We start from the raw sequence: 19211 nt of genomic DNA on the forward strand, positions 1-19211 counted from the left end.
GCGGCGCCGCGCAACTGCTCGAAGCCGAGCTCCCTAGCGCGGCACTGGCCGAATACACCCAAGTCATCATTTCCGAAGCCGACCGCTTGCAGGCGCTGGTGGACCGCTTGAGCGGCCCGCAGCGTGTGCCGCTTAATGCGCGGCCGGTGAACATCCACGAAATCTGCGAGCGCGTCTGCGCCCTGATCCAGGCCGAATTCCGCAACGACGTGACGATCCTGCGTGACTACGACGCGTCGGTGCCCGATTTGAAAGGCGATGCGGCCCGCTTGATGCAGGCGGTGCTGAACGTGGCCCGCAATGCCGCACAAGAGCTGGTCGCCCGCCCGCAAGGGCCACAGACGGAGCCGGGCGTGGTCACGCTGCGCACTCGCGTCGCCCGCCAGGTCATGCTGGCCCATCGGCAGCACCGGCTGGCGTTGGTGCTGTCCATTATCGACAACGGTCCCGGCGTGCCGGACCACATCCGTGACCGCATTTTCCACCCGCTGGTCACGGCCAGGGCCGGCGGTACCGGGCTGGGCTTGAGCCTGGCCCAGGACTTCGTGCAACAGCACGGCGGCATCATCGAATTTGAATCCCGACCGGGGCGTACCGAGTTTCGCCTGGTCCTACCGATGGAGCCCGCACACTGATGAAACCCGTATGGATCGTCGACGACGACCAGGCCATCCGCTGGGTCCTTGAAAAGGCCCTGGCCCGCGCTGGTGTCCCCACCCGTAGTTTTTCCCAATCGGCCGACGTGCTGGAAGCGCTGTCGCGCGAAACGCCCGTCGCATTGGTGTCCGATATCCGCATGCCGGGCGGCAATGGCCTGGAGCTGTTGCGCCAACTGAAGGAACGCCATCCCGGCCTGCCGGTCATTGTGATGACCGCGTTTGCCGACCTGGACAGTACCGTGTCCGCCTTCCAGGGCGGCGCGTTTGACTACCTGGCCAAGCCGTTCGACGTGAACGAGGCGGTGGCGCTGATTCAACGCGCCATGCAGGAATCCGCGCAGCCCGAAACGCCCGAAGGGCAGGGCGAGTCCGCGCAGAACAACGAACGCTGGATGATGACCCAGTCGTCGTCTACCGCGATGCAGGAAGTGTTTCGCGCCATTGGCCGGCTGGCCCAGTCCAAGGTCACGGTCTTGATCACCGGCGAGTCGGGCACGGGCAAGGAATTGGTGGCGCGTGCACTGCATGGCCACGGCGTGCGCGCCAGCGGCCCCTTCGTGGCGCTGAACGCGGCGGCCATTCCGCGCGATCTGCTGGAAGCCGAACTATTCGGGCACGAGCGCGGCGCCTTCACGGGCGCCAACAATCTGCGTCGTGGCCGCTTTGAAGAAGCGCATGGCGGCACGCTGTTCCTGGATGAAATCGGCGACATGCCGATCGAATTGCAGACGCGATTGCTGCGTGTGTTGGCCGAAGGCAGTTTCTATCGCGTGGGCGGCGCGCAGCCGGTGCGTGTGGACGTGCGTATCGTGGCGGCGACCCACCAGCCGCTGGAGCAGCGGGTTGAGCAGGGCTTGTTCCGCGAAGACTTGTTTCACCGTCTGAACGTGATTCGCCTGCGTCTGCCGCCTTTGCGCGAGCGCGTGGAGGACATCCCCGCGCTGGCCCAGCATTTCCTGACCGCCAGTGCCCGCACGCTGGGCGTGCCGGTCAAGCGTCTGACGCCGGACGCCTTGGCCGTGCTGACCAAGTTCGACTTTCCCGGCAACGTGCGCCAGCTAGAGAACTTTTGCCATTGGTTGACCGTGATGGCGCCGGGGCAGACGGTGGATCGGCAAGATCTTCCGCCGGAAATCCGCGCGCTGGAACATCAGCAGCATCAACCTGCGATGGCGCCGTTGCGTCCCGCCGCGCCCATCTCGGGTATCGGCACCGTGGTGCAGGCCGGCCAGGGGCAGGGCGCGGACGACGGCGCGCCGCGCAATTGGCAGGATTCCTTGCTGCGCGATGCGCAGTACCGCCTGGAGCGCGGCGAGCCCGCTGTAATGGCGACGCTGACGCGCCAATTTGAAAAGATCCTGCTGCAAAGCGCGCTGGACGCCAGCCGTGGCCGTCGCGTGGAAGCGGCCTCGCGGCTGGGGATTGGCCGCAACACCATCACCCGCAAACTGCGCGAGCTGGGGATAGAAGACGAGTGATGTGATGGGGCGTGGCGGGGCGTGAGGTGGCGTGGTCTGGCGTGGACGCCTGCCCTTCACCCCTTCACCCCTTCACCCGCTATCCCAGCCCCAGCAGGCTTTCGCACAGTCGCGGCGACTTCAGCTTCTGCAACCACCACTTCAGCGCTTCCCCCGGCGCTTCCGCGCGCCAGGCGTACGCCACGTGCTCGGTCAGCGACATCCCTTCATCGGTGTCGCACACCACCAGCAAGCCTTGCGACAGGTACGGCGCGGCCATCGTCATCGGCAGGTAGCCGCAACCCAGCCCCCGCACCTGCGCGTCGATCTTGGCTTGCATCGACGGCATCACCAGCGTGGGTTGGTCGGCCAGAATGCCGCGCGATTGCGGCGGCAGATTGCGCGACGTATCGGCAACCACCACGGCGCAGTATCGCGTGATGTCGGCGCGGCTAAGCGGCTGCGGCAACGACGCCAGCGGGTGATGCGCGGCCACGCAGAACGCAAACTGCGTGGTGCCGATGGCTTGCGAGCGATACGGCCCGGTGGGCTCGGCATTGGCGCCGGCGCCTATCACCAGGTCGGCGCGCCCCGACGTCAAGGCGTCCCAGTTTCCACTTAGCACCTCGCTTGAGAAACGCAGCGTCGTCGCGCTTTCCAGCGTCTGGAATTCCTCGATCAAGTCATACAAAGGCCGCCAGGGCAGCACGGCGCTGACCGCAATCCGCAGTTCCACTTCCCAACCGGTGGCAATGCGTTTGACGCGGCACGCCAGGTCATCAAGCGACTGCAACACGTGCCGGCCATCTTTCAGCAGCGTCTCGCCGGCCGGCGTCAGCAGCGCGCGGTGCCCCGAACGATCGAACAGCAACACATCAAGCCCGTCTTCCAGCTTGCGGATGGAATAGGTGACGGCCGAGGGCACCTTGCCCAGTTCGCGGGCCGCCTTGGCAAAGCTGCCGTGACGCGCAATAGCGTCCACCAGGATGAGCAGTTCGGGGGTGATGGGTTGCATGGGGGGCATCGCCAGGGGCGTTCAAAAAAATTGAATGATCTCGTCAAAATATAGCGCCAAACGGCGGTTCCAGCGCGCGCAGAATATCACTCATGCCAGGGATGCAGCACACAGGCAACAGCAAGAAGCCAGGCCCGCATTCCTACAACCATTCATATTATTGAAACAGGAGTCCACAATGCTTACGATTCGCCGCGCTAACGAACGGGGTCATGCCAACCACGGATGGCTGGATTCGTTTCACACCTTTTCCTTCGCCAACTACTACGATCCCGCCCACATGGGCTTCGGCTCGCTGCGCGTGATCAACGATGACCGCATCGCCGCCGCTCGCGGCTTCGGCACCCACGGGCATCGCGACATGGAGATCATTACCTATGTGCTGGACGGCGCCATCGCCCACAAGGACAGCATGGGCAGCGGCTCGACCATCAAGCCGGGCAATGTGCAGCGCATGAGCGCCGGGCGTGGCGTGATGCACTCGGAGTTCAACCCGCTGTCGGATGCCGAAACGCACATGTTGCAAATCTGGATCGAGCCCAACGTCACCGGCATTGCGCCGGAATATGAAGAGCGCGAGTTCAGCGATGCGCAAAAGCGTGGCCGCCTCCAAGCCCTGGTGTCGCCGGATGGTGATGACGGGTCGATGAAGATCCATCAAGACGCGCGCCTTTACGGCGGCCTGTTCGATGGCGACGAATCGGCCACGCTGACACTGGCGGCCGGCCGCCGTGCCTGGGTGCACGTGGCCCGTGGCAGCGTGACGGTCAACGGCGTTGAACTGTCGGGCGGCGACGCCGTGGCGATCACGGACGAAACCCGTGTCGAGCTGTCGGGCGGCAAGAACGCCGAAGTGCTGGTGTTTGACCTGGCGTAAGCCTAGAGCGCCGGGCGGAAACGAATTCCGCCCGGCGATTGTTTTGACGAGGCCGCTGGGCCTTAACATGGCCCTTGGCCTATTCATGCGGAGTACTGCACCATGTCCACCTTGTCTGAAGCCGGCGAAAGCCAGATCGAAACCGTCGTCGTGCCGCGCACCTCTGATCTGGGCGGTTTTTCCGTTCGCCGCGCCATCCCGTCGGCGCAGCGTCGCACGGTTGGCCCGTTTGTTTTCCTGGACCATATGGGTCCCGCCGATTTCGACGTGGGTTCGGGCATTGATGTGCGGCCGCATCCGCATATTGGCTTGTCTACCGTTACCTATCTGTATGAAGGCTCGATGGTGCACCGCGACGGCGCGGGCAATACCAAGACCATTCTTCCTGGCGAAGTGAACTGGATGACGGCAGGGCGCGGCATCGTGCACTCGGAGCGTTCGTCGCCCGAAGCGCGCCTGGCGCCGCAGCGCCTCTGTGGCCTTCAAATCTGGGTGGGCCTGCCCACCAAGTACGAAGAAACGGACCCCGGGTTCACGCACTACGGCCTGGATGCCCAGCCCGTGATCGAAGGCGAGGGCGTGCGTGCGCAAGTGGTGGCGGGCTCGCTGTTTGGCAAGACGTCGTCGGTCAAGACCCTGTCGCCGCTGTTCTACGGCGACCTGCAATTGCAGGCGGGCGCCACGACGGTGCTGCCGGCCGAATACGAAGAGCGTGCGGCGTACCTGGCGCAAGGCACGGTCGAGGTAGACGGGCAGGTGTTTGAAAGCGGACGGCTGGTGGTGTTCGCGCCGGGCCGGCCGGTGCAGATCCGCGCCATCACGGCTGCCCGCTTTGCCGTCATCGGCGGCGAACCGCTGGATGGTCCGCGCTATGTCTGGTGGAACTTCGTCTCCAGCAGCAAGGACCGGATCGAGCAAGCCAAGCAGGACTGGCAGCGCACCCGTTTCGACCAGGTCGTGCCTGGCGACGAGACGGAATTCATCCCGCTGCCGGAACCGCGGGCCTGAGCGTATGGCCGTCGGGAATGGTCGTCGCGAATCGTTGTCGCGAATCGTTGTCGTGAATAGACGCCGAAAATAGACGCCGAAAATAGACGCCGCATATATAGACGTGCCCCCCCTGCCGCGCAAGCCCTGCGCGGCAGTATGATGCGCCTCCAATCTTTGATAACAACAGGATGGAGACACATGCATCGCCATACATTCAATCTGGTGCGCGGCGTGGCCGCGCTGGCGCTGGTGCACGGCGCGTCCGTGGCGCTGGCCGCGGGCTACCCGACCAAGCCCATCACCTTCATCGTGCCGTACACGGCCGGCGGCACTACCGACTTGGTGGCGCGCACGGCGGGCCAGAAGGTGGCCGAAAAACTGGGGCAACCCGTCATTGTTGAAAACCGCCCCGGCGCGGGCGGCAATATCGGCATGGACGCGGTTGCCAAGGCCGCGCCCGACGGCTACACGATCGGTTTCGGCGCCATTTCCACCAACGCGTTAAACCCCTTCGTCTACCCGAAGATGCCGTTCGATCCCACCAAGGATTTCACGGGCGTCAGCATGTTGGGCGCGTCGTCGGTGGTGCTGGAAACCGGCCCCGCCTTGAAGGTCGACAGCGTGAAGGATCTGGTCGCCTACGCCAAGCAACATCCCGGCACGTCGTTCGGCACGCCGGGCACGGGCACGTCCATGCATCTGGCCGGTGTGATGTTCGACCAGCTGACCGGCGCGGGCATGCAGCACATTCCGTACAAGGGCAGCGCGCAGGCGCTGAACGATTTGCTGGGCGGGCACTTGCCTGTGATGTTCGACAACCTGCCGGCGTCGTTGCCGCACATCACGTCGGGCAAGGTGCGCCCGTTGGCGGTCACGGGCAGCAAGCGCGCGCCGGCGTTGCCGGACGTGCCGACGCTGGCCGAACTCGGTTATTCCGGTGCGGTGGTTGACCCCTGGTTTGCGGTGTACGGCCCGGCGAACATGTCGCCGGAAGCCACGCGCGCGCTTAGCGAAGCCTTTCAGTGGGCGCTGGCCTTGCCCGAAGTGAAGGACAAGCTTGAGCAGGCCGGATTCATGCCCTATGGATCCACGCCGGAAGAAGTGCAACGCCTGACCGCCAGCCAGTACGAATCGTTCAAGGCGCTGTCGCAAAAGGTGAAGCTGTCGGCGGACTGACCGCCGGCGGGTGGGGCCAGCACTGCCGCGCTGCATGCGCGATGGCAATGCGCGATGGAAATGCTGGATGGAATTGCGGGATGGAAATCAGCGCCCGCGGGCGAAAGCCTGCTCGCGCTGTTCTTCCAACGCTTCGCGGCGGATGAAGTCGCGCACGAAGTCGTTGCGGGGCTGATGGTGCAGGTTATATGGGGTGTCCCATTGCGCGATGCTGCCCTGGGTCATGACACCGATGCGGTCGGCAATAGCGAAGGCTTCGGCCTGGTTGTGTGTGACGAGGATGGCCGTGTGGCCGGTCGTGTTCAGGATGTCGCGCACTTCAAACGCCAGGCGTTCGCGCGTATCCACATCCAGGTTTGAAAATGGCTCGTCCAGCAGCAGCAGGTCGGGCGAGGGCGCCAGCGCGCGCGCCAGCGCCACGCGCTGTTGCTGGCCGCCCGAGATTTCATGCGGGTAGCTGGCGGCGGCGTGCGCCAGGCCCACCAGTTCCAGCATTTCCTCGACGCGTCGCGCGCGCTCGGCTCGCGGCAGCTTGCGCAGGCCGAACGCCACATTCAGCGCGACCGTCAGATGTGGGAACAGGGCGTAATCCTGGAACATCATGCCCACGCGCCGGTGCTCGGGCGCAACCTGTTCGGTGGCCGACGAAATCACCGTGCCGTCCAGCAGAATGCGCCCCGCGCGCACCGGCTCAAACCCGGCAATGGCGCGCAGCACGGTCGTCTTGCCGCAACCCGATTCACCCAGCAGGCAGCCGATATGCCCCACAGGCAGGCCCAGCGACAGGTCTTGCACCACGGGTTTCAGGCCCTTGGGCGTGTCGTAGGCCAGGGAAAGATGTTCGATTTCTAGCAGATCGGGCACGATGATCAATGTCCCATTTTCAGATTGGTGCGCGCCAGCAGGATGACGGGCAGAAGGCCGGCCAGCACGATCGCCAGCGCCGCGACGGCGCCTTCCTCGTACGTGCCACGGGCGGCTTCGGCGTAGAGCCAGGTGGCCAGCGTGTCGAAATTCATGGGGCGCAGCAGCAGGGTGGCGGGCAGCTCTTTCATGGCGTCCACGAACACCAGCAGCGCACTGGCCGCCAGCGCGGGGCGCAGCAGCGGCAAGTGCACGCGGCGCAGCGTGCCCCCGGATGTCTCGCCCAACAGGCGCGAGGCCTGTTCCAGCGAAGGCGGAATGCGGGCAAGTCCCGCTTCCAGCGCGCCGGTGGAAATGGCCAGGAAGCGGATCACGTACGCGCACACCAGCGCGGCCATGGACCCCATCAGGAACAGGCCCGTTCCACCAAATACCTTGGCCACCGCCGTGTCGATCCAGACGAACGGCGTCAGCAGGCCAATGGCCAGCACGGTGCCTGGTACGGCGTAGCCCAGGCTCGCAATGCGCGCGCAGGCGCGGCCGGGGTTGAACCCGGCGCTTTCGCGCAGGGTGCGCCCCGCCCAAGCCACGATCAAGCCGCATAACAACGTGACGATGGTGGCGCTGAACGCCACGATCAGCGTGTTCGACAGGCCGTTAATGAGCTGGTCCGATACGCCGCCAACCTGGTCCAGGCGCTTGTAGGTTTCCACGATCAGGTAAAGCGCAGGCGCAACAAAACCCAGCACCACGGGTATCCACCCCAGCAGCGTGGCCACGGCGGCGGCCGGGCCGCGCAGGCGGCGCGGTTGCATCGGGCGCATGCGCTGCGTGTTGGCATAACGCTGGCGCTTGCGGCCGTGTCGTTCCAGCAGGATCAGGCCGATCACGATGGCCAGCATGGTCAGCGCGATCTGCGCCGCGCCGGCCAGGTCGGAACGGGTGACCCAGGTGGTGTAGACCGAGACGGTCAAAGTTTGCACGCCCAGGAATTCTGAGGCGCCGATGTCGTTCAGCGTTTCCAGCAGCGCCAGGCTCACGCCTACCACGATGGCGGGGCGCGCCAGCGGCAAGGCCACGCGGCAGAAGACGGCGATGCGGCCGGCGCCCAGGGTGCGCGCGGCCTCCAGCAGGCTGGCCGCCTGCGTCATGAACATTACGCGGGTGCTGAGGTAGACGTAGGGGTACAGCACGAAGCCCAGCACGAAAATCGCGCCATAGATGGAACGCAGGTCCGGCAGCCGAAACTGGCGCGGGCTGTCATATCCCAGCAGCGCGCGGATGGCAGTCTGGACGGGGCCAATGGGGTGCAGCAGATCCAGGTAGGCGAACGCGATGATGTAGGTAGGCACCGCCAGCGGCAGCAGCAGCGCCCAGGTCAGGACGCGGCGCGTGGGAAAGTCGTAAGCGGTCACCAGCCAGGCGGCGCCGGTGCCCAACAGCGTAACGACCACGCCCACCCCGGCAAGCAGAATGGCCGTGTTGGCAAGCGCCTGCGGCAGCACGTAGCTGGCCAGATGCTGCCAGTGCGAAAGTTCCCCACCCAGCGCCCACCAGCCCAGCGTCAGCACGGGGGCCAGCACGGCCAGGGCGATCAGGCCCGCGCCCGCCAGCCAGCCGGCGCCGCGTTCAGTCCAGCGCAGACGCATCGGCCGGGGCAAAGATTCAGTGTGCATGCTTCAACGTTGATGGCATCAATGGCAAGGCCTGTTCCCTTCAAAAAAGGAAACAGGCCCAATACTGTTCGATGGCCGCCGGACGCTTGTGGCGTCATGCGGCCATCAAGGGATCAGTTGTCGAAGCCGACCTTGTCGACCAATTCGCTGGCTTGCTTGCGATGCTTGGCAATTTCGGTCAGGGGCAGGGGATCCACCTTCAATTCGCCAAAGCTGGCGATGACCGGGTCCAGCTTCACGCCCTTGCGCACGGGGTATTCATAGTTGGCCTGGGCATACAGCGCCTGGGCGGGTTCGGAAACCAGGAAGTCCAGCAGCTTGATGGCGTTGGCCTTGTTGGGCGCGTGCGCGGCCACGGCGGCGCCGCTGACGTTCACGTGCGTGCCACCGCTTTTTTCGTTGGCGAACGTGGGGCGGATGACCTTGATGGCGTCGCCCCATTTGCGGGCGTCGGTGCCGGGCTCGGCATTCTTCATGTGGCCGACGTAGTAGGCGTTGGCCAGGCCGATATCGCAAATGCCGCCCAGGATGTCGCGCGCCACGTCGCGGTCGCCGCCGGCCGCCTTGCGGGCCAGGTTGGCCTTGACGCCACGCAGCCATTTTTCAGTGGCTTCGGCTCCGTCATGCGCGATCATGGAAGCGACCATGGCGGTGTTGTAGGGGTGCTGGCCCGAACGGATGCAGACTTTGCCCTTCCACTTCGGGTCGGCCAGATCTTCGTAGCGGAAGGATTCCAGCTTCAGGTCCTTTTCCACGTACAGCACGCGGTCGCGCAGCGACAGGGCGTACCATTTGCCGTCGGCGCCGCGCAGGTTAGCGGGGATCACCGACTCCAGCGTCTGCGACTTGACGGCCTGCGTCACGCCGCCATCAACCAGGTCCAGCAGGTTGCCGATGTCCACGGTCATCAGTACGTCGGCGGGCGACTTGGCGCCTTCAGCCTTGACGCGTTCCAGCAGGCCGTCCTTGACGAATACCGTGTTGACCTTGATGCCGCTTTCCTTGGTAAAGGCGTCCAGCAACGGTTGGATCAGCTTGGGTTCCCGGGTGGTATACAAGCTGACTTCTTCCGCGGCGTTGGCCGATACGGTGAAGGCGGCGGCGCCGGCCAGCGCCAGGGCGCGCAGCAGCGAATTCAATTGGGGACGCTTGGTCATGTCGGGAAACTCCGGCTAGGGCTGCAACGGAAAGGGCAGGGTCTTGCAAGCCTTTCCGCTGCTTAAAACAGTCTGCTAACGAAAATGATTATCAACTGAGAACGCGACAATAACAGGAAGCAAAGACGCGTTCAACTTTTCGTAAGCGGCCACTGTTCCAGCCTTGATTCCTATCAATACGTCATAAGCGTATTACGGAATAATGAGACAAGTTCCCAATAAGACCTGTAGAATAGGGTCAACCCTAATAAGCGAATTCCGACATGGCTGCTTTCAACACAGAGCGCGTACTTAGCGTGCACCACTGGAACGACACCCTGTTCTCCTTCACTACCACGCGTGACGCGGCCTTGCGGTTCCACAACGGCCACTTCGTCATGATCGGCCTGGAAGTTGAAGGCAAGCCGCTGCTGCGTGCCTACAGTATCGCCAGCGCCAACTACGAAGAAAACCTGGAATTTCTCAGCATCAAGGTGCAAAACGGCCCGCTGACTTCGCGGCTGCAGCATCTGAAAGAAGGCGACACCATCCTGGTCAGCCGCAAGCCGGTTGGCACTCTGGTCGTCGACGACCTGAAGCCCGGCAAGCATCTGTTCCTGTTTGGTACGGGCACCGGCCTGGCGCCGTTCATGAGCATCATCAAAGACCCCGACATCTACGAACGCTTCGACAAGGTCATCCTGGTGCATGGCGTGCGTTGGGTCAGTGAACTGGCCTACGCCGACTTCATCGAGAAAGAGCTGCCGAACAATGAATTCTTCGGCGATGTCGTGCGCGAAAAGCTGGTGTACTACCCCACCGTTACGCGCGAGCCGTTCCGCAACCAGGGCCGCATCACCGAACTGATGGAAAACGGCAAACTGTGCGATGACATCGGCATCCCCCAGATCAACCCGGAAACCGATCGCGCCATGATCTGCGGTAGCCCGCATATGTTGGCCGACATCAGCGCCATGCTGGACAAGCGCGGCTTCACCGTGTCGCCGGGCGTGGGCCAGCCGGGCGACTACGTAGTCGAACGCGCATTCGTGGACAAATAAGTCACCGTCTTGCGGTAGTAAAAAGCCCCATCGCATGCGATGGGGCTTTTTTATGCTCGTCGGGCGGAAACGGCGGGGATCATTCCGGCTGAATGCCGGCCTTCTTGATGATGTCGCCCCATTTCTTCGATTCGGCTTGCTGGAACGTGGCCAGTTCGTCCGGCGTGGACGTGGCGGCGTCCGTGCCCGTCTGCGCGTAGAACTGCTGCGCCGGCTTGGTCTTGGTGGCCTTGACCAGCAATTCATTCAGACGCTTGACGACATCGGGCGGCGTGCCCGCCGGCGCATAGGCGGCGAACCAATAGCCCATTTCGTAACCCGGCACACCGGCTTCGGCAATCGTCGGCACGTCGGGCGCCAGCGGCGAGCGCGCAGTGCCCGTCACGCCCAGGGCGCGCAATTTACCCGACTTGACCTGCGGCAGGCCGGTAGCGGTGTCGGTGATCATCATGTCGATCTGGCCGCCCAGCAGGTCAGTGACCGCCAGCGGGTTGCTCTTGTACGGCACATGCAGCAGCTGCACGCCCGCCATTTGCTGCAACAGTTCGCCCGCGATCCGGCTGCTGGAGCTGCCGCTGCCGAAACTCAGCTTGCCCGGCGACTTCTTCGCTTGCGCCAGGAAGTCGGCCACGGTCTTGGCCTGCGAATTCGGGTTCACCACCATGATCTGGCCGCCTTTGCCTAACAACGAGATCGGGGCAAAGTCCTTGACCGGCTGGTAGGTCAGCGATTTGTACAGGTGTTCGTTGGCGGCGTGGGTGGTGTTGGTGGTGATCAGCACCGTATAGCCGTCAGGCGCGGCCCGCGCGCCCGCCGCGGCGCCAATCATAGCGCTGGCGCCCGGCTTGTTTTCAATGACGACCGCCTGACCGGTCTGCTCGGTGACACCCTGGCCGATTGCACGGCCGATCTGGTCCGTGGCGCTGCCGGCCGCGAAGGGCACGATGAACGTGATCGGCTTGGTGGGGAACGACTGGGCCAGCGCGGTCAAGGGCAGGGCGGCGGCCAGCAACAAGGCCAGACGGCCCTTTGATGAAATTCGCATGTTGTGTCTCCTGGGGTGCTTTTTTTATAAGGGATGGAAAAATCAGGCGGCCGCGGGGCGGTCACCGGGTACGTCTGGCAGCCGGCGTGCCAGTTCAGGGCTGACCTCCACCGTCAGGTCCAGTAATCGGAAGGACAGGCTCTTGCCGTGCGTGTCCAGGTTCAGGGCATCGTTTACACCGCCGTCCAGCACGCCTTCCAGCACGAAATTCATGGCGTGCAGTGTCGGCAGCAGATAGCGCGTGACGCGGGCGGGGTGGCGATACGCAAACCACTCGGCCACGCGCGCGTCGGTCACCTGGGACACCAGCACGTCGTAGCATTCCGGGTCCCAGGCGATCAGGCTCAGGTTTGAGATGTCGCCCTTGTCGCCCGAACGGCTATGGGCCAGGCGGTACAGCGGCACGGCCTGCATGGGGGATGTGGTCATGGCGCGATGGTCTCCAGAAATGTCCAGCCGCTGTGCACGGCATCGCGGGCAATGGTGCAAGACACCATGTTCAGACGCGGACGCAACGCGGTGCGCACCCCCCCGCCGCCGGCCGGGCCGCAGGTGTACAGCGCGGTCACTTCGCGCAGGATGCGTTCGGCTTGGGCGCGATCGGCGTGTTCGCCGGCCAGGCGCAGGCGCACGTCGCGCGCGTGCGAATCGGGCAGCGAGCGCCGCATTTCACCGGCGTCATCGCCCAGGATGCTGATTGCGCCGATCAGGTCGGCGCGCAGCGTAAAGCCGGATCCAAGCCGTTTCTGCACGATGTCCGCAGCCAGGCGCGCGCGCGCTTCCGCTTGCACGCCCGCGTAGGAAATCTCGGCTTCGGCCAACCAGCCGCCTCGGTAGCAGACGTTGACCTTGAGCTCGTCCGGGCGGGCGTGCCCGGTAATGCCTTGCACGGCGACGCGGTTGCCGCCCAGTTCCACAACGCGTGCCTGACTTAAGTCCGCCACCACATCAGGCGTCAGGTAACGCGCCGGGTCGTGGACTTCGTACAGCAGTTGTTCCTTTACCGTGCGGGCGTCCACCGCTCCGCCCGTGCCGTCCGCCTTGCTGATGACGAATTCGCCGTCGGCATGGATCTGGGCAATCGGAAAGCCCGCCGCGTGCACGTCGGGCACTTCTTTCAAACCGGGCACGCAGAAATAGCCGCCCGTCACTTGCAAGCCGCATTCCAGCATGTGGCCGGCCATGGTGGCGCGACCCAGCCGGGGCCAGTCCGCCGCGTCCCAGCCGAAGTGGGCCAGGGCGGGGCCCAGCGTCAACGAAGGGTCCGCCACGCGGCCCGCCACGACGATCTGGGCCCCGGCCACCAACGCTTGGGCGATTTCGGTGGCGCCCAGATAGGCGGTGGCGCTGACGACATCGTGTCCCGCCAGCGCGTCGCCCAACCGTTCTTGCAGCAGCGCACGTTGTTCCGGCGTGTTCAACGCATCGCCGTAGACGACCGCGATGCGCGGCGTGGGCAGGCCCTGTTCGCGCGCAATGGTGGCAATGCGCCGGGCAGCGGCTTCCGGGTTGGCCGCGCCAAAGTTGCTGACGATGTTGATGCCGTGGCGCAGGCAGTCGGCCAACACGGGCGACACCAGTTCGTCCAGCAGCGGCTCGTAGCCGCGATTCGGGTCGTCATTGCGCGCCAGTTGCGCCAGCGCCAGCGTGCGCTCGGCCAGCGTTTCGAAGATCAGTGTGCCGCCGCCCTGGGCGGCCAGCGTGCGCACAACGGCGGCGGCGCCGTCGCTGCGGTCACCGGAAAAGCCAGAGGCGCAGCCGATAAGCAGGGGAGATTGAGGCATAGGGGGTCCAGTCGGGCCTTGCGATTTCAAGCCACTATAGGCATGCGCCCATCATCAGTAAAATAGAAAAATCGGATCAATTGATAGAGAAAGCCCATGAATCTATCTGCCCGCCAGCTGCGCGCGTTTGTCGCCTTGGCCGACGAACGCCATTTCACGCGCGCAGCCCAGCGCTGCCACCTGACGCAGCCGGCGTTCAGCGCCCTGATCCGGCAGCTGGAAGACAGCGCCGGCCTGCGGCTGTTCGACCGCAATACCCGCCACGTTGAATTGACCGCCGAAGGGCGGGTGCTGGACGCTTCTGCCCGCCGCCTGCTGGCGGACATGGACCTGGTCATGGAAGACATGCGCGACCATGCCGCGCGTCGACGCGGCCGGGTGGCGTTGGCCGCGCTGCCGTCGCTGGCGGCGGGCTGGTTGCCGGGCTTGCTGGCGCGTTTTGGGCTAGCGCACCCCGGTATCGTGGTGGATCTGCGCGATGCCTTGCTGGACCCGTGCCTGGACATGGTGCAAAGCGGGCAGGTGGATTTCGCCCTGGCGTCGCGGCGTGCCGACATGACCGATCTGGACAGCGAATTCCTGCATGCCGATCGCTACTTTTTGGTGTGCCGGGCAGACCACCCGCTGGCGGCCCAGCCCCGTGTCCGGCTGCGGGATATCGCAAAATTTCCCGTCATCCAGCTTGCGCGCGGCAGCAGTGTGCGCAAACATCTGGACGAAGCGTTCGGTGCCGACGCGCCCTTGCCGGTGTTTGAAGTAGAGCATCTGGCCACCGTGACCGGCCTGGTGCGCGCCGGCCTGGGGGTATCCGTTGTGCCGGCCATGACGCTTTTTCACTTTGCCAGCAATGACTTGCGCGTGGTGCCGCTGGCCGGTCGCGCGTTGACCCGGCCGCTGTACCTGGTGCAGCGCCGCGGCCGCAGCCTGTCGGTTGCGGCGCAAGCGCTAGCCGACTTGCTCATCGCGCATCGAGGCGATATCGGCGGGGCGGGCCATCAGCCGTCCGCATGAAACCGGATTTCGTCCCTGCCTGCGTCATCCGGCCACTTTCGCAAATGTCTATTGCTGGATAAACTTCGATAGTTGTAGCTTTCTATCCGTCAACCGAAGGATTCCGCCCATGAGCAAGCAAATCATCCATACCGACGCAGCGCCCGCCGCCGTTGGCCCTTACTCGCAAGCGGTTGCCGTTACCGGCACCAAGACTGTCTACTTGTCGGGCCAGATCGGCCTGGAGCCGGGCACGGGCGATCTGGTCTCTGAGAACTTCGACGCGCAAGTGCGTCAGGCCTTTGCCAACATGCAGGCCGTCATCACCGAGGCCGGCGGTACGCTGGACAACGTCGTCAAGCTGACCTTGTTCCTGACCGACCTGGGCAAATTCACCGCCGCCAATTCCATCATGGCCGAGATCATTCCGCAGCCGTTCCCGGCACGCTCGACCATTGGCGTGGCCAGCCTGCCCAAGGGCGCGCAGTTTGAAGTCGAAGCCATCATGGTTCTGTAAGGCGCACCCGTACGCTGCATCCCAGGGGTTCGTTTCTTGATGCCGGCCGCGGCCGTGGCTTCCAAGCGAACCGGCGCCGATAAAAACGGCGCCGGCAAACCGATGACGGATACCGAACGCAAGCTTCGGAATCTGGGTTTGGTGCTGCCCGAGGACTTCGTGCTGCATCTGCCACTGCGCTACGAAGACGAAACCCGCGTTGTCCCCATCAGCGCCTTGCGGCCCGGTTATGCCGGGCAGGTTGAAGGCGAGATCACTAAGTCCGAGGTCCAGTACCGGCCTCGGCGCCAACTTACCGCCACGCTGGCGGACGAGACTGGCGAAATTCAATTGCGCTGGCTGAACTTCTACCCCAGCCAGCAAAAGCAGATCAGCGTGGGCAAGCGCCTGCGCGCCCGGGGCGAAGTGCGCAGCAATCTGTTCGGGCGCCAGATGGTGCACCCGCGCATGACCAATGCCGACGCGCCGTTGCCCACGGCACTGACGCCCGTGTATCCCACCACCGAAGGCCTGCCGCAACTGACGTTGCGTCGCGCCATCGCCCAGGCGCTGGACCGCGCCGACCTGTCCGACACCTTGCCGCCCGAAGCGCTTGAACGCTACGATCTGCCGCCGTTCGAGCCCGCCATTCGTGCGCTGCACACCCCCGCGCAAGGCGAATCGGAACAGGCGCTGCTGGACCGCGTGCATCCCGCGTGGCGGCGCATCAAGTTCGATGAACTGCTGGCGCAGCAGCTGTCGCTGGCCGCCGCGCGCGCGGCCCGCCGCATCAAGGAAGCGGAATCGCTGCCCGTGCGCAATGAGCCGGGCGGCCTGGTCGCCAAGCTGTACGCGAATCTGCCTTTCAAACTGACCGCCGCCCAAAAGCGCGTGGTGCAGGAAATTTCGGCCGATCTGGCCAAGCCCTATCCCATGCACCGCCTGCTGCAAGGCGACGTGGGCAGCGGCAAAACCGTCGTCGCCGCCATTGCCGCCGCGCAGGCCATCGCGGGCGGGGCGCAGGTTGCGCTGATGGCCCCCACAGAAATCCTGGCCGAGCAGCACTTCCACAAGCTGGTGTCGTGGTTGCAGCCGTTGGGGGTGAACGTCGCGTGGCTTAGTGGCAGCCTTACGGCCAAGGCGCGCCGCGAAGCCGCCGCCGCCGCGGCTGACGGCAGCGTGCAACTGGTCGTCGGCACCCAGGCCATTATTCAAGACCACGTTGAATTTCATCGGCTGGGTCTGTCTATCGTTGACGAGCAGCATCGCTTTGGCGTGGGGCAACGCCTGGCCCTGACCAAAAAGGGCGAAACCGTGCGCGGCCGCATCGTGCCGCACCAGCTCAACATGAGCGCCACGCCCATTCCGCGCACGCTGGCCATGACGTTCTTTGCAGACCTGGACGTGTCCGTCATCGACGAACTTCCCCCCGGCCGCACCCCCGTGTTGACCAAGCTGGTGTCGGACGCGCGGCGCGAAGAAGTCATCGCCCACGTCGCCCAGGCGGCTCGCGGCGGCCAACAAGTGTATTGGGTGTGTCCGCTTGTCGAAGAAAGCGAAGCGCTGGAATTGCAAACCGCCGTGGACACCTACGAAGGCATGCGGGTCGACCTTCCCGATTTGCGCATCGGCCTGGTTCACGGCCGCTTGCCGCAAGCGGAAAAGGCCGCCGTCATGCAGGCATTTCGCGAAGGCGAAGTGGACCTGCTTGTCGCCACCACCGTCATCGAAGTGGGCGTGGACGTGCCCAACGCCTCGTTGATGGTCATTGAACACGCCGAACGTTTCGGGCTGGCGCAGCTGCACCAGCTGCGCGGGCGGGTAGGGCGCGGCACCGCTGAATCGGTCTGTGTGCTGCTGTACCAGACCCCGTTGTCCCAGGTTGCGCGCGAACGTCTGCGTGCCATGTTCGAGACGTCCGACGGCTTTGAAATTGCCCGACGCGACCTGGAACAGCGCGGCCCCGGCGAATTCCTGGGCACGCGCCAATCGGGCATGGCGCTGCTGCGCTTTGCCGACCTGGAAACCGATGCCTCTATCGCGGAAGACGCGCGTGAGGCCGCGGTGTGGTTGCGCGCCGAGCATCCCGGTGCCGTCCAGGCGCACCTGGCCCGCTGGATGCGCGGCCGCGAAGACTTCCTGCGGACCTGATGCGATGCGGCCCGTCCTATACCTGACTCATTCAAGCGCCGGCCCTAAGGCCCGCGCGTAACTCCGGGGGCGCAGTCCACCATGACTCTCACCGAACTCAAGTACATCGTCGCCGTTGCGCGTGAACGCCATTTCGGGCGGGCCGCCGAAGCCTGTTTCGTCAGCCAGCCGACGCTGTCGGTTGCGATACGCAAGCTGGAAGACGAGCTGGGCGTGACGCTGTTCGAACGCGGCGGCGCCGAAGTCGGTGTTACCCCCATCGGCCAACGCATCGTCGCGCAGGCGCAGAAAGTACTGGAAGAAAGCGCCAGCATCAAAGAGATCGCGCGGCAAGGCCACGACCCGCTGGCCGGGCCGTTGCGCGTCGGCGTGATCCATACCATCGGCCCGTACTTGCTGCCCAAGCTCGTCCCCGTGCAAATCGGCCGCACGCCGCAGATGCCATTGCTGCTGCAAGAGAACTTCACCGTGCGTCTGGTGGAACTGCTGCGCCAGGGCGAAATCGATTGCGCCATCATGGCGCTGCCGCTGCCCGAGGCCGGGTTGGTCATGCAGCCGTTGTACGACGAACCCTTCATCGTCGCGGTGCCCAATGACCACGAACTGGCGCAAAGAAAATCCATCGACGCGCAGGACCTGAAGCAGCAGACCATGCTGCTGCTGGGCAGCGGCCATTGCTTTCGCGACCAGGTGCTGGAGGTCTGTCCGGAACTGTCACGGTTCTCGGCGGCCAGCGACGGCATCCAACGCACCTTCGAGGGCTCGTCGCTGGAGACGATCCGCCACATGGTGGCCGCAGGCATCGGCGTGACCGTGTTGCCGATCACCGCCGTCCCCGAGCATCCGCCCAGCAACAGCCTGCTGCGCTATCTTCCGTTCGACGGCCACGTGCCCGAGCGCCGCGTCGTCCTGGCATGGCGCCGGAGCTTCCCGCGCCTGGCCGCCATCGAAGCCTTGGCGCAAGCGGTGTACGAATGCGAGTTGCCGGGCGTCAAGATGCTGTCTGACGAAGCGGCGGCGGTGCAGGACTGATCTTTTGTCTGGCGCCGTGCCCGCGTCGCCGCGTTACCGCCTTACCGCCGTGCCGCCGTGCCGCCGTAGCGCCGTCCGCGGCCTCTTGCGGCACGTTTGCGCAGGGTCAAAGCGGCGGCCCGCGAGCCCTTGCTTTATGCGGGTTGCCCGCCATTTCATCATCTTTGCAGTGGTATCCTTCTTTCGTACTTTTCCTAATAGGAGCTAGCAATGGCCAAGTCCCCCAAGAAGACCCCGAGCGTTCCGCGCATCAACATCGGCATTTCGGACAAGGACCGCGCGGCCGTCGCCGGCGAATTGTCCAAGCTGCTGGCCGACTCGTACACGCTGTACCTGATGACGCACAACTTCCACTGGAACGTCACGGGGCCCATGTTCAACACGCTGCACCAGATGTTCATGACGCAGTACACGGAAGAGTGGACCGCGCTGGACAGCATCGCCGAACGCATCCGCGCCCTGGGCCACTACGCGCCGGGCACGTACCGCGAATATTCGAAGCTGTCGTCGATTGCCGAACCGGAAACCGTGCCGGAAGCGCTGGAAATGGTGCGCTTGCTGGTCAGCGGCAATGAGTCGGTCGCCAAGACGGCACGTTCGGCGTTTGAGAAAGCCGATGCGGCTAACGACCAGCCCACGGCTGATCTGCTGACGCAGCGTCTGGATGTGCATGAAAAGAATGCATGGATGCTGCGGAGCTTGCTGCAGTAAGCTCCACATCGGATCTCTTGGGGATTTGATCGGACGGACACAGCCGTCCAGCGAATCCGACAAGAGCCGAATCGGGACCAGAAACGGGCGC

At 64.6% G+C, this 19211-nt stretch carries 18 protein-coding genes; 11 read left to right on the top strand and 7 right to left on the bottom strand.

Going from position 1 to position 19211, the window contains the following annotated elements; all coding sequences use genetic code 11:
• Together ACNPP0_RS21535 and ntrC are read left to right on the top strand one after the other, a co-directional pair.
• The coding region (locus ACNPP0_RS21535) for a two-component system sensor histidine kinase NtrB (RefSeq protein ID WP_448706950.1) at positions 1-635 on the top strand (635 nt) is incomplete at its 5' end.
• A complete protein-coding gene (gene ntrC, locus ACNPP0_RS21540) occupies positions 635-2137 on the top strand; it encodes a nitrogen regulation protein NR(I) (RefSeq protein WP_332608067.1) in 1503 nt (500 codons plus the stop codon). The genes ACNPP0_RS21535 and ntrC, both read left to right, overlap by 1 nt.
• A gap of 79 nt (positions 2138-2216) precedes the next feature.
• Here ntrC and ACNPP0_RS21545 read toward each other — a convergent pair whose 3' ends face one another.
• Entirely contained in the window at positions 2217-3131 is a 915-nt protein-coding gene (locus ACNPP0_RS21545) for a LysR family transcriptional regulator (RefSeq protein WP_332608068.1), read from the bottom strand.
• Positions 3132-3309: 178 nt separating this feature from the next.
• Between ACNPP0_RS21545 and ACNPP0_RS21550 the strand changes: the two genes are divergently transcribed.
• The 3 genes from ACNPP0_RS21550 to ACNPP0_RS21560 all read left to right on the top strand — a co-directional run bounded on the left by ACNPP0_RS21550 (position 3310) and on the right by ACNPP0_RS21560 (position 6174).
• On the top strand, positions 3310-4008 hold the full coding sequence (locus tag ACNPP0_RS21550; protein ID WP_046804933.1) for a pirin family protein: 699 nt from the start codon (positions 3310-3312) through the stop codon (positions 4006-4008).
• Positions 4009-4110: 102 nt separating this feature from the next.
• Positions 4111-5016: a pirin family protein gene (locus ACNPP0_RS21555; protein ID WP_332608069.1), complete on the top strand. Its 906-nt coding sequence runs from the start codon at positions 4111-4113 to the stop codon at positions 5014-5016.
• 180 nt (positions 5017-5196) lie between these two features.
• On the top strand, positions 5197-6174 hold the full coding sequence (locus tag ACNPP0_RS21560; RefSeq protein ID WP_448706951.1) for a Bug family tripartite tricarboxylate transporter substrate binding protein: 978 nt from the start codon (positions 5197-5199) through the stop codon (positions 6172-6174).
• A gap of 87 nt (positions 6175-6261) precedes the next feature.
• Here the strand turns inward: ACNPP0_RS21560 and ACNPP0_RS21565 are convergent, their stop codons facing one another.
• The 3 genes from ACNPP0_RS21565 to ACNPP0_RS21575 form a co-directional block, all read right to left on the bottom strand.
• A complete protein-coding gene (locus ACNPP0_RS21565; RefSeq protein WP_448706952.1) occupies positions 6262-7038 on the bottom strand; it encodes an ABC transporter ATP-binding protein in 777 nt (258 codons plus the stop codon).
• Between the two features lie 5 nt (positions 7039-7043).
• Entirely contained in the window at positions 7044-8714 is a 1671-nt protein-coding gene (locus ACNPP0_RS21570; protein WP_448706954.1) for an ABC transporter permease, read from the bottom strand.
• 113 nt (positions 8715-8827) lie between these two features.
• A complete protein-coding gene (locus ACNPP0_RS21575) occupies positions 8828-9871 on the bottom strand; it encodes a Fe(3+) ABC transporter substrate-binding protein (protein WP_332608072.1) in 1044 nt (347 codons plus the stop codon).
• Between the two features lie 263 nt (positions 9872-10134).
• On the opposite strand from ACNPP0_RS21575, the gene ACNPP0_RS21580 reads away from it, so the two are divergent.
• Positions 10135-10911: a ferredoxin--NADP reductase gene (locus ACNPP0_RS21580; RefSeq protein ID WP_006219651.1), complete on the top strand. Its 777-nt coding sequence runs from the start codon at positions 10135-10137 to the stop codon at positions 10909-10911.
• Between the two features lie 79 nt (positions 10912-10990).
• On the opposite strand, the gene ACNPP0_RS21585 is transcribed toward ACNPP0_RS21580, so the two are convergent.
• Genes ACNPP0_RS21585 through ACNPP0_RS21595 form a run of 3 tightly spaced genes read right to left on the bottom strand, consistent with a single transcriptional unit; the run spans position 10991 to position 13740 of the window.
• Complete coding sequence (locus tag ACNPP0_RS21585; protein ID WP_332608073.1) at positions 10991-11956, bottom strand: Bug family tripartite tricarboxylate transporter substrate binding protein; 966 nt, start codon at positions 11954-11956, stop codon at positions 10991-10993.
• A 42-nt stretch (positions 11957-11998) separates the two neighbouring features.
• On the bottom strand, positions 11999-12385 hold the full coding sequence (locus tag ACNPP0_RS21590; RefSeq protein WP_332608074.1) for an AtuA-related protein: 387 nt from the start codon (positions 12383-12385) through the stop codon (positions 11999-12001).
• Complete coding sequence (locus ACNPP0_RS21595) at positions 12382-13740, bottom strand: acyclic terpene utilization AtuA family protein (RefSeq protein ID WP_448706955.1); 1359 nt, start codon at positions 13738-13740, stop codon at positions 12382-12384. Before ACNPP0_RS21595 ends, ACNPP0_RS21590 begins: the two co-directional genes overlap by 4 nt.
• A 96-nt stretch (positions 13741-13836) precedes the next feature.
• Between ACNPP0_RS21595 and ACNPP0_RS21600 the strand changes: the two genes are divergently transcribed.
• From ACNPP0_RS21600 to ACNPP0_RS21620, 5 genes are all read left to right on the top strand, one after another.
• Entirely contained in the window at positions 13837-14751 is a 915-nt protein-coding gene (locus tag ACNPP0_RS21600) for a LysR family transcriptional regulator (protein ID WP_448706956.1), read from the top strand.
• Positions 14752-14860: 109 nt separating this feature from the next.
• Entirely contained in the window at positions 14861-15247 is a 387-nt protein-coding gene (locus ACNPP0_RS21605) for a Rid family detoxifying hydrolase (protein WP_046804923.1), read from the top strand.
• Between the two features lie 39 nt (positions 15248-15286).
• Positions 15287-17377: an ATP-dependent DNA helicase RecG gene (recG, locus tag ACNPP0_RS21610; protein WP_448706957.1), complete on the top strand. Its 2091-nt coding sequence runs from the start codon at positions 15287-15289 to the stop codon at positions 17375-17377.
• Between the two features lie 81 nt (positions 17378-17458).
• On the top strand, positions 17459-18409 hold the full coding sequence (locus ACNPP0_RS21615) for a LysR substrate-binding domain-containing protein (RefSeq protein WP_046804921.1): 951 nt from the start codon (positions 17459-17461) through the stop codon (positions 18407-18409).
• Between the two features lie 210 nt (positions 18410-18619).
• Entirely contained in the window at positions 18620-19120 is a 501-nt protein-coding gene (locus tag ACNPP0_RS21620; protein ID WP_046804920.1) for a Dps family protein, read from the top strand.
• Positions 19121-19211: the final 91 nt, after the last annotated feature.

It is taken from the genome of Achromobacter semiaridum (assembly GCF_053543755.1).